This is a genomic window from Microbacterium salitolerans (assembly GCF_019720895.1).
In the GTDB taxonomy this organism is placed as follows: Bacteria; Actinomycetota; Actinomycetes; order Actinomycetales; family Microbacteriaceae; genus Microbacterium.
Genome location: NZ_JAHKSH010000003.1, coordinates 377,117 through 391,742, shown reverse-complemented (window position 1 = coordinate 391,742; position 14,626 = coordinate 377,117). Strand labels below are relative to the sequence as shown.

Genomic DNA, 14,626 nt, shown 5'->3' with positions numbered 1-14,626 from the left:
ATGCGGCACGGTGATGTCGCATCCGCGCGATAACCTGCGCGCATGTCCGATATGCCCCACTCCTCCCCCACACCGCAGGCGGCCGCGGACAGCGCCGCCGTTCCGGTGCTCGGCCTGCAGAAGCAGCTGCACAAGGAGCCGACGAAGAAGTCGACGGTCCTCGCGTGGGCGCTGTGGGACTGGGGACTGCAGCCGTTCAACACGGTGGTGCTGACGTTCATCTTCACGGCGCTCTACCTCACGACCGACGCGTTCCTGTCGCCCGAGATCCAGGCGCTCTCGGACGACGACCCGCTGAAGGAGCAGGCCCTCGCCGGGCTGTCGAGCGGCCTGGGTGTGGGAACGACCATCGCGGGTCTCCTGATCCTCGTCCTCGCGCCCGTCCTCGGTCAGCAGGCGGATGCGCAGGGCCGGCAGAAGCTGTGGCTGGCGGTCGGCACGATCGGGACGATCGGCTGCATGCTCGGACTCTGGTTCGCCGAGCCGGTTCCGACCCTCTTCTGGCTGGGTGTGGCGCTGATCTCGGCGGGCACGGTGTTCAACGAGATCGGCACCGTCAACTCCAACGCGCTCCTCGTCAGCATCGCGACGCCGAAGAACATCGGCCGCATCTCGGGTCTCGGCTGGGGCTTCGGCTACGTGGGCGGCGTAGTCGCGCTCGTGCTCGTCGTCGTCTTCTACATCTCGGGCTGGTTCGGGCTCCCCGACGACGACGGCCTGCCGTACCGCCTCATCGCGGTCGGATGCGCCGTCTGGGCGATCGTGTTCACGATCCCCGTCTTCCTCAGGGTCCCCGAGCCCGCGCCCCTCGGCAAGCCCGAGCGTCGCGTCGGCTTCCTCCGCAGCTATGCGCTGCTCGTGCGCGACGTCGTCGGGCTGTACCGCAATCCCGCGACGCGCAACACGTTCTGGTTCCTCGTGTCGAGCTCGGTGTTCCGCGACGGCCTCAGCGGCGTGTTCACCTTCGGCGCGATCATCGCGGCGCAGGTGTTCGGGTTCGGGTTCATCGAGCTCGTCGCGTTCGGGATCTCCGCGAACCTCATCGCCGGCATCTCGACGATCATCGCGGGCCGCTGGGACGATCGCTTCGGCCCCAAGGCGATCCTCCTGTTCTCGCTCACCTCGATGGTCGTCACGGGGCTCGTGGTGTTCTTCCTCGCAGACCTCGGATCCATCGTGTTCTGGATCTTCGGGCTCGCCCTGTGCGCCTTCGTCGGTCCGGCGCAGTCGGCCGGCCGCTCGTTCCTCGCCCGTGTGACGCCTGCCGGACGCGAAGGCGAGATCTTCGGCCTGTACGCGACGACGGGCCGCGCCGCGAGCTGGATGTCGTCGCTGCTGTGGACGCTCCTCATCGTCGCGACGGGCGCGACCGTCTTCGGCGTCCTCGGGATCGTCGTCGTGCTGCTCGTCGGCCTCCTCCTCGTCCTTCCTGTGAAGGCGCCCCGCTGACCGCCCTGTCCAGCTCGCGCTGAGACGATGGGTGCCATGGGTCAGCGCATCGCCTTCCTCGACATCGACGGCACGATCATCGATCACACGGGATCCATTCCCGACTCGACCGCGGACGCCGTGCGGCAGGCGCGCGCGAACGGCCACCTCGTGCACCTCGCGAGCGGACGCACGCCGAGCGAGGTCGAGAACCGCCTCGTCGAGATCGGGTTCGACGGCGCGATCCTCGGGGCAGGGGCGTACGCCTGGGTCGGCACGCTCTGGTCGGAGGGCGGCTGGGAGCTCGAGCGCCTCATGTCGCCGTCCGACGTCGGGCGCATGGTCGAGGCGTATCGCGCGGTCGGCGCCGACTACGTACTGCAGGGCCGCGAGGGCGTGTGGTCGACGCAGCGCGCGTTCGATCGGCTCGCCCGCTCGCTCGAGGCGGAGGGGCGGCTGACTCCGGAGACCAGCGAGGCGCTGCTCGCGCACGTGACGGTCACGGAGGATCCTCCCCACGACGGCATCGCGAAGTCGGTCTTCTCGAGCGACGACCTCGGCTGCTACGCGGCCGTGAAGAGCCGTCTGGGAGCGGACTTCAGCGTCATCACAGGCACGATGCCCGGGCTCGGGACAGCGGGCGGCGAGGTCTCCCCTGCTGGCGTGACCAAGGGATCCACGATGCTGCGCGTGCTCGAGACGCTGGAGATCCCCGTCGCCGACGCCATCGCGATCGGCGACAACAACAACGACCTCGACATGCTCGAGCTCGCGGGCGTCGGCATCGCAATGGGCAACGCGACCGACGATGCGCGCCGGGCGGCCGACGAGGCGACGACGACGGTCGACGCCGACGGCATCTGGAACGCGTTCGCGCGGCACGGGCTGGTGTAGTCGCCCCAGGTACGGGAAAACCCGGGCTGCGCTCCCCCGATCGCTGCCCGGGCCCCGAACCTTTCGGCCGGTCGGCCGTGGCCATGCCACGAGAACCGACAGAGAGAACGTATCGAGACCGCGGGCCGGTATTCCAACCCACGCGACTGTTTCACCCGCAAATCACCCCCGTTCCGAATGCACTCACCCCGCGTGCGAAAATACTGATGACGGCGACGAACGGGGGAGCACATGGTCGATCGCGACCGCCTGTCGCGCCCGCGGCTCGTATCCCTCTGGCAGCGGGTGACGCCCGGCGCCACGGTGCTCGTGACGGCGCAGCACCGCAGCGGTGTCGCGTCGAGCGTGCGCGAGTGGCTCTCCGCCTCCGACCGACGCCTCGTGCACTGGTCGTCGAACAGGGTCGACGTGCCCGCGGACGCCCCCGATGCCGATGTCGTCCTGCTCGATCTCGAGGGCATGCTCGGCACCCACGTCGACGCGACGAAGGCCGTGCGCGAGCGCTGGCCGCATGCGACCCTCATCGCCGTGACGAGCACGAGCTGGCCACCCGGCCTCCTCGACGAGGGGATCCGCACGGAGCGCGTCTTCTCGGGCGCGCTCTTCGGGTTCACAGCCGACGAAGTGCTCGACAGGGCCGAGCAGCTCGACCTCCACATCACGTGGGATGAGGCGACCGACCTGCTCGACCGCGTCGGCACGCACGCAGGCTTCGTCGACGCGGTGCTGCGCGCGGCGGCCGCACGCGGATCGCTCGATGACCGGGCCGTCCGCGTCGGCTGCGACGACGCCGCCGCCCAGTTCGCCAGCGACGCCGCGGCCGGCGTCTTCCGCCCCAACGGATGGACGGCCGTCCTCATCTCGGCGCGCATCGGCCCCATGCCCCGGCGCACGCTGCTCAACGTCTGGGGGCGCGACGAGGTCGTGCGCGCGGCGCTCGACAACATCATGCAGGCCGGCTTCTTCACCGAGGATCTCGACACCGACACGGTCGAGCTGCGCCCCGCCGTCCGCGAGGCGCTGCAGCGCCGCATCGAGCGCGAGATGCAGATCGACGCGGTCGACGAGGCGGTCGCCGAGCTCGCATCCGGGCTGCTCGGCCAGGGACGCACCCACGACGGCTGGGAGATCGTGGCCCAGGTTCCCGGCGCCCGCGCGCGCACGCTCGCGCACCACTGGTGGCAGCTCAGCGAACTCGACGTCGACCGCGCGAGACCATGGCTGCAGGAAGCCGTGCAGCGCGAGGGAGCACCCGAGCTGCGAGTCGCACTCGCGCGCACCCTCATCGACGTCACGAGCGCGAACCACTCGGGGCAGGTCCCGCCCGAGGCGCGTCGCCAGGCCCGGCAGCTGCTCGACGAGGCCGACGCAGCCGGCTCCCCCCGCGACGGACAGCAGATCGTCGTCGACACCCTGCGCGGCGTGCTGCTGCGCCTCGACGGCCACTACCGCGACGCCCTGCACGCACACGAGGCTCTCGCCGATGCGGCCGCGTGCACGGCCGCCGAAGGCCTTCCCTCGGACGCCCCCGGACGCACGCACGTGCACGCGTGGGTGCTCGTGCACGCGGCGCTCAGCGCGTTCGACGCCGCACACCTCGGCATCGCATCGGCGCGCCTCAACGCGGCCGCTGCGCTCGCCCACTCCGCGCGGCATTCCCGGCTCGCGAGCTACGCGCATGACATCCATCTGGCGATCGCGCCGGAAGACGAGCCGATCGCGATGACGTATCAGGGCCTCGTCGACAACATCATCGGCGCGCACGTGATCGCGCGCCCCATGAAGAGCATCGCCGCGACGTGGGCCGCACTCTACGTCGCGGATCCGGCCGCCATCCGCGCCGCCCTCGACGACGTCGACGCCGCCTCCTTCGACGATCCCCTCGCGCTCCGCCTCATCTCGGCGGTGACCCGCTCGATCGCGCACGGAATCCTCGAGACGTCGACGTTCGCGATCCGCTCCCTCGAGATGTTCGAGCAGGACCTCGCCGGCCGCGAGCTCTCTCCCGTGCACCAGGCGCTGCTGACGTGGGCGCACACCGAGGCGCTCATCCGCGTCGGGGCGGCCGACAGCGCCGTCGCGATGCTGGAAGGGTCCCCGGCGGAGGCTCGCCGGGTGATCCCCGTCGACATCCTGCTCGCGCGCGCCCATCTGCAGAGCGGATCTCCCGAGCGCGCGATCGCCGTGCTCGCGAACGCGTCGAGCGCCCACGCGTCGGGCGTGCTCGGCATCTGGGCGCACGTGCTGCTGTTCCTCGCGTACCGCGGCATCGGCTCGGACGACTCGCACGAGATCGCCCGACAGCACCTCTCGACGGCCATCGTCGCGTCCTCGCGCGCCCGTCCCGTCATGCCGTTCGTGCTGCAGGGCATGCCGGAGCTCAACACGACGATCGCGCAGGCCGAGCAGCTGACGCTCGATCCGGCCGGGCGCCGCCTCGTCAACGACCTCGTCCGCGTGCGCGACGACCTCCAGTTCGCGACCGGTGCGACCCTGTCGCTCAGCGAGCGCGAACGCGCCGTGATCGCGCAGCTCGTGCACGCCGAGTCGACGAAGAACCTCGCCCAGCGACTGCACGTCTCTCCCAACACGGTCAAGACCCAGCTGCGCTCGATCTACCGCAAGCTCGGCGTCTCGTCCTGGGCGGACGCCGTCGCCACCGCGAAGCGCATGGGGCTCGCGGAGTAGCGCGAGCCCGCGGTCGATCGCTGTGAGGAGCCGACGACCCGGCCGGCAGGGCCCCGGCGTTCAGATCCCGAGCTCCCCCCGGATCGTCGTCGTCGTCGCTCCGCCGACCCAGATGCCGTCGGCCTTCTTCTGGACGTGCACGCGCCCGCGGCGCTGGAGCGCCGTGCCCTGGCTCGCGACGTACGAGTCGGGCAGCGCGGATCCGATGAGCCACTGTGCAAGCGCGGCGTTCAGCGATCCCGTGACCGGATCCTCGCCGAGCCCCATGTCGGGGCGGCAGAACGCGCGCACCTCGACCGCGCAGTCGGATCCGGCCGGGTAGGCGCCGACGACGCCGACATCGGCGGGCAGGGCGGCGTAGTCGGGCTCGATCGCGAGCACGGCGTCGGCGTCGGCGACGCGCACGCCGATCCAGCCGGGGCCGTTGTCGCACCAGGCCGCGTCGACGAGCGCCTCGCGGGCGACGCCGAGCGCCCGCGCGATCTGCGCCACGACCTCCTCGTCGACGGGGCCCGCGCGGAGGAGATCCGGCGCCGCGAACGCGAGGAGCCCGCCGGTTCGGCGCAGCGTCACGAGGCCGACACCGCACTCCTGCACGATCGCGTCGCGCTGCGGAGCACCCCCGGCCTCGAGCCACGCATGAGCGGATCCGAGCGTCGGGTGCCCGGCGAACGGCAGCTCGCCGCCGGGCGTGAAGATCCGCAGACGATAGTCGGCCGCCGGATCCGTCGGGGCCAGCAGGAAGGTCGTCTCGGAGAGATTCGTCCATCGAGCGAACGCCGCCATCTGCTCGTCGGCGAGGTCGTCGGCGTCGTGGACGACGGCGACGGGGTTGCCCAGCAGCGGATCGGGGCTGAAGACATCGACCTGACGGAAGGAGTGCGGCATGGATCCACGGTAGTCGCCGTGCCCCGCCCGCTCGCGTGCGCGTCGGAACATGTCGTGAGGGGTCACCCGCGTCGTAGCCTGGCTCCGTGACCGCGTCGAGGATCCGTCTGCCCGATGGCCCTGCCGCGTCCTTCGCCGCCGCCGTCGCGGCGCGGCGCTCGACGAAGACGTTCCGCGCGGATCCCCTCCCCCTCGACCTGCTCGCGGCGGCGCTGCGGCATGCCGCGAGCCGGACGGAGGCGCGCCCGCACGCGTCGGCACGCGCGCGCTATCTCGTCGGCACGACCATCATCGCCGGCGAGGTCGACGGGCTCACCCGCGGCGCGTATCGCTATGACGCCGCGTCGCATGAGCTCGCGCCCACCCGATCCGGCGATGTCCGTCGCTCTCTGGCCGACGCGACGATCGACGCCGCGTGGCTCGCGCGCTGCCCCGCGATCATCGCCCTGTCGGCTGATCCCGCCCGCGCCGACGCGGGCTTCGAGGAGCTCGACCGCGGTCAGGGCGAGCGCTTCGCCTGGTTCGAAGCGGGCATGATCGCGCAGACGCTGCACCTGTGGGCCGCCGACGCGGGCCTGGGCACGGCCGTCATCGGAGGCTTCGACTCGGCGGCGATGCCCCAGGCTGCCGACGGCCTCGTCCCCGAAGGCCACCGAATCCTCGCCCTCCTCCCGCTCGGGTTCGCCGCGGACAAAGGGCAGCGCAGGTTCTGAGGCCCGTTCCTCCAGGGCCCCGCAGCCGCCCGTGAGACGCGCCCGTCCCGGCTACTCGATCGGATCCGCCGCCGTCGTCATTTCCCGCCACTCCGTGCACGACACCCCACGGAAACGTGAAATCTGTGAAAGTGATGTGGTTGCGCCGTGCGTCCGCTGAATGCACATTCCTGGGTCCGGCGCCGAACAACGCAGGGGGCCACAAGCCCCATCATCTATCTCCGGAGGAAAAGTGAAGATTCGCACAACGTGTGCGCTCGGTTCGGCAGCGGTGCTGCTGGCCGGGTCGCTCCTCGTCCCGACCGCCGCGACCGCGGCACCCGCTGCGGCGCCGTCGTCGCCGGGCGCACAGGACGAGACGCCCAGTGACAACCGCCCGGATCCGCTCGCGGAGCGCCGGACGGCCGAGAAGAAGAAGGCCGCGGAGGCGGTCGCGACCGGTGACGCCGACGTCATCGAGCGCGGCAAAGGCAAGAACAAGAGCAAGGCCGTCGAGCTGAAGCCGGGCGAGTACGTGGAGTACGGCACGGCCGAGACGGCGCAGCTGTTCACGATCCTCGTCGAATTCGGCGACACCGTCGACGAGCGCTTCCCCGATGCTCCCGTCGGCCCGCTGCACAACGAGATCCCCGAGCCGGCCGCAGACGACAACTCGACCTACTGGGAGCCCGACTTCGATCGCGGCCACTTCGAGGAGATGTTCTTCGGCGAGGGAGAGTCGTTCGCCGACGTCTACGACGAGATGTCCTCGGGCCGCTTCGCGGTCGAGGGCGGCGTCTCCGACTGGGTGCAGGTCGCGAACAACCAGGCCTCATACGGGCAGACCGAGTCGCAGGAGGACATGACGCGATTCGTCCAGGACGCGGCGGATGCCTGGTACGACGCGCAGATCGCGGCCGGCAAGTCGCAGGACGAGATCGTCGCGGAGCTCGGCACGTACGACGTCTGGGACCGCTACGACATGGACGGCGACGGCATCACGAACGAGGCCGACGGCTACATCGACCACTTCCAGGCGGTCCACGCGGGGCCGGGCGAGGAGGCCGGCGCTCCCGAGTCGGCGATCTGGTCGCACCGCTGGGCCGCCGGCCAGGCCGGCCTCGGCGTCGAGGGCCCGTCGCAGTATCTGCCGCTCGGCGGCATCGAGATCGGCGACAGCGACGTGTGGATCCGCGACTACACGACCGAGCCCGAGAACGGCGGCCTCGGCGTCTTCGCACACGAGTTCGGCCACGACCTCGGTCTGCCGGACTACTACGACACGAACGGCGGCGACAACGGCACCGCCTACTGGACGCTCATGAGCTCCGGATCCTGGCTGAGCCACGGCGACGGCGCAATCGGAACGACGCCGAACCACATGGGCCCGGACGAGAAGCTGTTCCTCGGCTGGCTCGACTACGAGACGGTCGAGGCCGGAGCGGACGGCACGGTCGATCTCGGCCCGTCGTTCCACGCGAACACCCGCGGAGCCCAGGCGGCCGTCGTCGGCCTCCCGGACAGCGAGGCGCTCATCGAGGTCGGAGCACCGTACGAGGGCACGCAGCACCTGTACTCCGGCGCGGGCGATGAGCTCGACGTCACGGCGACGAGCCCGGTGTTCACGGTGCCCGCAGACGGCGAGCTGACCGCACAGGTCAGCTACGACATCGAGGTCGACTGGGACTACGCCTACCTCGAGGTGACGACGGACGGCGGATCTTCCTGGACGCCGGTCGAGACGAACCACTCGACGTCCACGAATCCTGAGGGGCAGAACCAGGGCTTCGGCATCACGGGCGCGACGGACGGCTGGGAGGCCCTCACGGCCGACCTCTCGAGCGTCGCGGGCGAGCAGGCGCAGGTGCGCTTCCGCTACTGGACCGACGTGGCTCAGACGAACCCGGGCCTCCAGGTCGACGCGATCGCGGTGGGCGATGCCCTCACGACCGATGACGGCGCCAGCGACTGGACGCTCGACGGCTTCCAGGTGCTGAGCGACGGCGGCTACCTGCAGCCGTTCAGTCACTTCTACATCGCCGAGAACCGCACGTACGGCGGCTACGACCAGGTGCTGCGCACGGGCGCGTACAACTTCGGCTGGGGGCTCACGAACCCCGACCGGGTCGAGCACTTCCCCTACCAGGACGGCATGCTCGTCTGGTACGTGAGCAACCTGTACGGCGACAACAACACGTCGCAGCACCCGGGTGGCGGATCCGCGCTGCCGGTCGACGCGAACGCACAGGCGCTCACGTGGTCCGACGGCACCGTCGCCCGCAACCGCATCCAGGCGTTCGACGCGACATTCAGCACGAAGAAGTCCGACGCGATCTCTCTGCACCAGGAGACGCCCGAGGGCGACCTCGCGCTCGATGTCCCGACCCAGAAGGGATCCGCCGTGTTCGACGACTCGGATCCGTACGCGTACTACGACGAGCAGAACCCGTGGGGCTCGGTCATCGTGGGCGGCACGGGCACGTCGATCGAGATCAAGAACATCCAGAAGAACAAGGGCACGATGACGATCGAGGTCACGCGAGCCGACTGATCCTCTGAGCCGCGAGCGGCCGCGCCCTGCCGGGGTGCGGCCGTTCCGCGTCTCCGGGGTTCTCGCGGCCTGGCTATGATGCGGGCACCGGAGGGGAACGCATGACGACGCTCGACGACATCGCGCGACAGCTGCGCGAATGGCGCATCGGCGCCGGGTCGCCGTCGTACGCCGACATCGCCCGCCGCGTCGGCGCCCTCCGCGGCGATCCGGATCGCCGGACGCCGGGCCGCGTCACCGTGTACGACTGCTTCCGCGAGGGCCGCTCGCGCATCGACGTCGACCTCGTCGTGCGCATCGCGCAGGCACTGGGGGTCGACGGCGTACGCCTCGATGCGTGGCGGGCGCGCTGCATCGATGCGATGCGAGGCGGCGGATCCTCCGGGCTCGTCACGGCGACGACGGACTGGCCCCCTCTCGTCGAGCCGCGCATCGACGTGGCGCTCGCCGACTCGGATCGCGCGCTGTACACGGGCCTGGACGGCTCCGGCAAGTCGCAGGCCGCGGCCCGCCACCTCGCCGACCTGCGGCAGAGCGGCCGGATCGCCGGGGCCGTCACGCTGCGCATCGCGGGAGACGGCGTCACGAGTGACGGCGTGCTCCAGGCCGCGGCGCACGCGCTCGGCCTCGCGCTCCCCGACGACGCCGCGGGCGCCGCGGAACGCCTCGCCGACGTGCTGGCACGCCGGCGTCTCGCGCTCCTCATCGACGATGCGACGTCGCCCGAGCAGCTCGACGCGATCGCGCGGACCCCGGCGGAGATCGTGCTGCTCGCCACGTCGCGCCGCACGTTCGACGTCGCGGGGATGACGCGCGTCGAGGTGCCGCTCTGGACCACCGCGCAGACGATCGCCTATCTCGCACGCGTCATCGGCGACGAGCCGATTCGCGACGATCCCGCCGCCGCACGACGCCTCGCTGATCTCTCGGGCGGCCTCCCCCTCGTCGTGACCCTGATCGCGGCGCGACTGCGCACAGGCGGATCCCTCGCCGAGCATGCGCGCGCAATCCGCGCGCAGGGAACGGGCGCGGTGCGGGCCGCGATCGACGCGGTCTACACCGACTTGACCCCCGTCGCGCGAGCGGTCCTGCGGGCGCTCGCCTCGGGGCCGCGTGCCGGGCTGTCCGACACGCAGCTGCGGGCCGCGGCGGGAGGAGAGGCCGTCGACGAGCTCGTGCACGCGTCGCTCGCCACCCGATCGGGCTCCCGCACGCTCCTCCCCGAGGCCACGCGCGACTTCGCCCGCGATCGGGCCCTCATCGAGGATCCGCCCGGCACCCGCCAGGCGCTCGAGCGTCGGCTGCTCGAGCACTTCTGCGCGGAGGCGTGGAGCGTGGCCTCGCAGCGCGCCCCGGGCGACATGGAGTCGCGGCGCTTCGGGCGACCTCCCGCCGCGGTCGAGGATCCGCGCGCGTGGCTCGCGACGGATCTGCTCGGCGCCGCGGAGCTCGCCCTGCGGGCGCACGACCGTCGGAGGCTCGTCGAGCTGTCGGAGGCGCTGGGCACGACGCTCCAGCGCGCGGGCCTGCGGCGTGTGGCGAGCGACCTCCAGCGGGGCGCGCTCGACGCGTCCATCGACGCGGGCGACGCAGTCGGCGAGGCGCGCGCTCGGTGCGAGCTCGCGATCCGCGCCGTCCACGGCGCGGGCGATGCCGATGACCTCGCACGCATCGAGGAGCTCGCGCGTGAGAACGACGACGCGTGGACGCGGGCCCGGCTCGCGAACCTCCACGGGATCCTCGCCTTCCAGGCCGGCGATGCATCCGTCGGCCTCGACCGGATGAGGGAGGCGCTCGGCATCGCCGCAGACGCCGGCCTCGAGGCCCTCGCGCCGTCGTTCACGGGCAACGTCGCCGTCGCGATGACCTACATGGGCGATGTCGAAGGGGCGCTCGCGTGGGATGACCGCACGCTCGAGGGCGCCGTCCGCACGGGGGATCGCGGCCTCGCGGCGACCGCGCTCCTCAGCAAGAGCGACGCCGAGCGGCTCCTCGGACGCACAGCAGAGGCCCTCGACTCCGCCCGCCGAGCGGCCGATCTCGCAGAGGAGGTCGGTGACAGCATCACGCTCGTGCACGCGCTCAGCGGCATCGGGCTCGCCCTCGTGACCCAGGGATCCCTCGACGACGCGATCGCGAGCCAGGAGCGCGCCGCGGCGACGGCCGCCGACATCGGATTCGCGCGCATCGAGGCGACGCTGCTCAACAACCTCGCCGAGGCGCACGCCGCCGCGGGACGGACCGACGTCGCCCGCGACCACTTCGAGCGGGCGCGCACGGCCCCCAACGACGGCACGATCGAGCCGGCACGGGCCCTGCACGGGCTGGCCCATCTCGAGGAGGATCGAGCCCGTTCGCGCGCGCTGCGCGAGGAGGCGCTCCGCGTGCTCGGCGAAGCCTCCGCCCCGCTCGAAGCCGAGATCCGCGCCGCGCTGAGTGAGCACTCCTGAGGAGAAGTGCCGCGCTGAGGATCCAGCGAGCCGGATCCGTCCTCAAGAGCGCACTTCTCCTCAGGAGCGCGAGACCATCCACGGCCGGGCGCGGCACACGCCTCGATCCACGCGTCGGCGCGCGGGGATACGCTGACGGCATGTCCGTCGTGAAGATCAACGCCATCCATGTCCCCGAGGGCGCCGGGGCCGAACTCGAGAAGCGGTTCGCCGCCCGCAAGCACGCCGTCGACAGCTCTCCCGGGTTCGAGGGCTTCCAGCTGCTGCGCCCCGTCACCGGCGACGACCGCTACTTCGTCGTCACCCAGTGGGCGGACGAGGCGTCCTTCCAGGCATGGCGAGAGGGCTCCGCGAAGGCCGCCCACGCGGGCCACGGATCCAAGCCCGTCGCATCCGGCGCCGACCTGCTCGAGTTCGAGGTCGTCGACCTCGACTGAGGTTCGGCCACCTGGCCGATGCGCGACCCGCCCACGGCGAGGGATCCTCGACACGACGAGGGAGGATCCCATGACCAGGACGCCATTCATTCCGCCGCGGGTCGTCGTGACGACCGCGTGGAAGGTGCATCGCGCGATCGCACGGCGCGGGCCCGGGCGGGGACTGTGGCACCCGGGGGAGCGCAATACCTGGGGCGCACTGGTGCTCACGACCACGGGGCGCCGATCCGGTGAGCGCCGTCCCGCCATCGTCGGCTATCTCGAGGACGGCGACCGGCTCCACACCCTCGCCATGAACGGCTGGGGCGAGGGGCACCCGGCCTGGTGGCGAAATCTGCTCGCGGATCCGCGAGCGACCGTGACGTTGCCCGACGGATCCGTCGAGGACGTCATCGCGCACCGCGCCGACGGCGACGAGCACGCCAGGCTCTGGGCCGAGTGGCTGCGCATCGAGCCGGGATCCGCCGCGCTCGCGGCCAGGCGGACGACGCCGACGGATGTCGTCGTGCTGGAACGCACGCCGTCCTGAGGGTCCGGTGCCGTCACCGCGCCGTGCGGCAGATCTCGCCCTCCGTCCACGCAGGCGTCCACCGGCGGACGCCTGCCCAGACGACACCCGGATCCGAGATCTCAGCTCGGCGACGTCGCGCCCCGCTTCCAGTACCCCGAGAACGTGACGTGCCGTCGATCGATTCCGCGCTCCTTCACGAGGTGCCGGCGGCCGGCTGCGGCGAGCGCCTGCTCGCCCACGACGAACGCGTACGGCAGCCCCTCGGGGAACGCGAGATCCGCGAGGAAGGGAAGCAGGCGCGCGCCGGGCGCCTCGCCGGGGTCCCTCACCAGCCAGTGGACGGTCACTCCGGGAGGTGCCTCGACGGCCTGCCGGTCTCGCGCGTCGAACAGCTCGATGATCGCGTGCCCCCTCGCTCCGCGGGGCAGATCCCGCAGGATCCCGGCGGCGGCGGGCAGCCCGCTCTCGTCGGCGGCGATGAGCTGCCAGTCGCTGGCGAGGCCGCGCCATCCGCAGCCCTGGTCGATGAACGCGACGCGCTCCCCCGCCACGGCCCGCTGCGCCCATGGCCCGGCGGTGCCGTCGTCGCCGTGCACGACGAAGTCGATGTCGAGCTCTGGCATCTCGGGGCGGAAGTCGCGCACGGTGTAGTTGCGGATCACGGGTCGGGCGTCCTTTCCGATCGCGAGCCACTTCAGCATTCCGGTCATGCCGAACCTCTGCGGCATGCGCCTGAGGGCCGCGTCTCCGTGCACCGGCAGCGCGAGCCGGAACCACTGGTCGAAGCCGACGTGCTCGAATCGGCGCAGGTCGTCGCCCGTGAGCGTGACGCGGACCATATGGGGTGTGACGCGCTCTGCGCGCGCGACCTCGGCATACACGAGGCCCGATGCGGCGTGGGTGACGGCGATGTTGCTCATGGCTCCCTTTCGGACGACTGAAGTAAGGGTTGCCTCACTTCGACGATCCGTCAAGCACGCCGCGCGTCCCGCTTGTGTACACCGACGCCCTCATCACCCCATACTGACCGCATGAGGATCCGCGTCACGGCCGACCACCAGACCCCGGATCGCGCGCCGCTGCGCCTGGCTCCCGGCGATGCCGTGCGCGTCGGCGAGCGCGATGACGAGTGGCCCGCCTTCGTCTTCGCGTCCGCCGAGAAGGGCGAGGGATGGGTGCCCGAGCGGATCCTCGACGGCGCGCGTCCCGACGCGGTCGTGCGCGAGGCCTACGACACGCAGGAGCTGGCGGTGCGCTCCGGCGACATCGTGCGCCTCCTCCACGACGACGCGGAGAGCGGCTGGTCCTGGTGCCGCGACGCGCTCGGAGACGAGGGCTGGATCCCCCACCGCGCTCTCGACCTCGCCGCAGATCACTGGTTCGTGCTCGATCACGCGGCGGCCCCGGGCGTGCGCAGCGTGTTCACTCACCCCGACTTCCCCCAGCACGTCGCGTTCCTGCAGAGCCTCCGTGCACGCGGCCTCCTCGTCGCCGCAGGGCCGCTTCCCGACGAGGAGGGCGCCGGCATGACGATCGTGCACGCCCCCGATGCCGCCACGGCACTCGAGGTGCTGCGCGCCGCCCAGGAGGACGATCGCGCCGTCACGGCGGGGATCCTCCGTGTCCGCGCCCGCGAGTGGAACGTGATGGTCTCCCCCGACTGACGCCCGGAGATGCGCGGGGATGAGGACGGATTCCGTTCGCGGGATCCTCGATCCTGCTCATCTCCTCAGGAGTGCACGCCGGTTGCTCCGGCCGCCATGCGATCCCGTGCGCGCTTCACCTGGACGGGCACGCGCGTTGAACGACGCCCACGCGGGACGATGCAGCGCCTGCGGCTGGGATGCGTAGTCGTAGAGCTCGTCGAGGCTCGTCCAGCACTGCAGAACCGTCGGAGTGCGAGGGAGCCCGAACAGCCGGAACCCGACCATGCCCGAGTCGGGTCCTCGTCGCGAGCGAGCTCTACGGGTCCTGAGAGCCACGGTCGCCGTGCCTGGTTGAGGAGATGCGCGCTCCTGAGGATCCCTGGCGCACGGTCCCTCCTCGATCCTGCACCTCTCCTCACGAGCGCACGCCCCATTGCGCCG

The 14,626-nt window shown here is 71.5% G+C and carries 12 protein-coding genes; 9 read left to right on the top strand and 3 right to left on the bottom strand.

Features of this window, described 5'->3' with window-relative positions:
- Window positions 1–42: 42 nt before the first annotated feature.
- From KOL93_RS08380 to KOL93_RS16185, 3 genes are all read left to right on the top strand, one after another.
- Window positions 43–1,449, top strand: a complete 1,407-nt coding sequence (locus KOL93_RS08380; protein WP_221584882.1) for an MFS transporter — start codon at window positions 43–45, stop codon at window positions 1,447–1,449.
- 36 nt (window positions 1,450–1,485) lie between these two features.
- Window positions 1,486–2,322 carry an HAD-IIB family hydrolase gene (locus tag KOL93_RS08375; protein ID WP_221584881.1) on the top strand — a complete coding sequence of 279 codons (837 nt, stop codon included), beginning with the start codon at window positions 1,486–1,488 and terminating at the stop codon, window positions 2,320–2,322.
- 231 nt (window positions 2,323–2,553) lie between these two features.
- A complete protein-coding gene (locus KOL93_RS16185) occupies window positions 2,554–5,010 on the top strand; it encodes a helix-turn-helix transcriptional regulator (protein WP_260406121.1) in 2,457 nt (818 codons plus the stop codon).
- A gap of 60 nt (window positions 5,011–5,070) precedes the next feature.
- Here KOL93_RS16185 and KOL93_RS08365 read toward each other — a convergent pair whose 3' ends face one another.
- Complete coding sequence (locus KOL93_RS08365) at window positions 5,071–5,898, bottom strand: PhzF family phenazine biosynthesis protein (RefSeq protein ID WP_221584880.1); 828 nt, start codon at window positions 5,896–5,898, stop codon at window positions 5,071–5,073.
- Window positions 5,899–5,984: 86 nt separating this feature from the next.
- Between KOL93_RS08365 and KOL93_RS08360 the strand changes: the two genes are divergently transcribed.
- The 5 genes from KOL93_RS08360 to KOL93_RS08340 all read left to right on the top strand — a co-directional run bounded on the left by KOL93_RS08360 (window position 5,985) and on the right by KOL93_RS08340 (window position 12,557).
- Window positions 5,985–6,611, top strand: a complete 627-nt coding sequence (locus KOL93_RS08360) for a SagB/ThcOx family dehydrogenase (protein ID WP_221584879.1) — start codon at window positions 5,985–5,987, stop codon at window positions 6,609–6,611.
- Between the two features lie 232 nt (window positions 6,612–6,843).
- On the top strand, window positions 6,844–9,141 hold the full coding sequence (locus KOL93_RS08355; RefSeq protein WP_308291582.1) for an immune inhibitor A domain-containing protein: 2,298 nt from the start codon (window positions 6,844–6,846) through the stop codon (window positions 9,139–9,141).
- A 101-nt stretch (window positions 9,142–9,242) separates the two neighbouring features.
- On the top strand, window positions 9,243–11,591 hold the full coding sequence (locus KOL93_RS08350; protein WP_221584877.1) for a tetratricopeptide repeat protein: 2,349 nt from the start codon (window positions 9,243–9,245) through the stop codon (window positions 11,589–11,591).
- A 140-nt stretch (window positions 11,592–11,731) separates the two neighbouring features.
- The gene (locus tag KOL93_RS08345) at window positions 11,732–12,028 is read left to right on the top strand and encodes an antibiotic biosynthesis monooxygenase family protein (protein WP_221584876.1); all 297 of its coding nucleotides are present in this window, start codon (window positions 11,732–11,734) and stop codon (window positions 12,026–12,028) included.
- A gap of 70 nt (window positions 12,029–12,098) precedes the next feature.
- Entirely contained in the window at window positions 12,099–12,557 is a 459-nt protein-coding gene (locus KOL93_RS08340; RefSeq protein WP_221584875.1) for a nitroreductase/quinone reductase family protein, read from the top strand.
- Window positions 12,558–12,658: 101 nt separating this feature from the next.
- On the opposite strand, the gene KOL93_RS08335 is transcribed toward KOL93_RS08340, so the two are convergent.
- Window positions 12,659–13,459, bottom strand: coding sequence for a siderophore-interacting protein (locus tag KOL93_RS08335; protein WP_221584874.1), 801 nt, complete (start codon window positions 13,457–13,459; stop codon window positions 12,659–12,661).
- A gap of 111 nt (window positions 13,460–13,570) precedes the next feature.
- Between KOL93_RS08335 and KOL93_RS08330 the strand changes: the two genes are divergently transcribed.
- Window positions 13,571–14,203, top strand: a complete 633-nt coding sequence (locus KOL93_RS08330; RefSeq protein ID WP_221584873.1) for an SH3 domain-containing protein — start codon at window positions 13,571–13,573, stop codon at window positions 14,201–14,203.
- 57 nt (window positions 14,204–14,260) lie between these two features.
- Here the strand turns inward: KOL93_RS08330 and KOL93_RS16440 are convergent, their stop codons facing one another.
- Entirely contained in the window at window positions 14,261–14,521 is a 261-nt protein-coding gene (locus KOL93_RS16440) for a monooxygenase family protein (protein ID WP_374107115.1), read from the bottom strand.
- Between the last annotated feature and the right edge of the window lie 105 nt (window positions 14,522–14,626).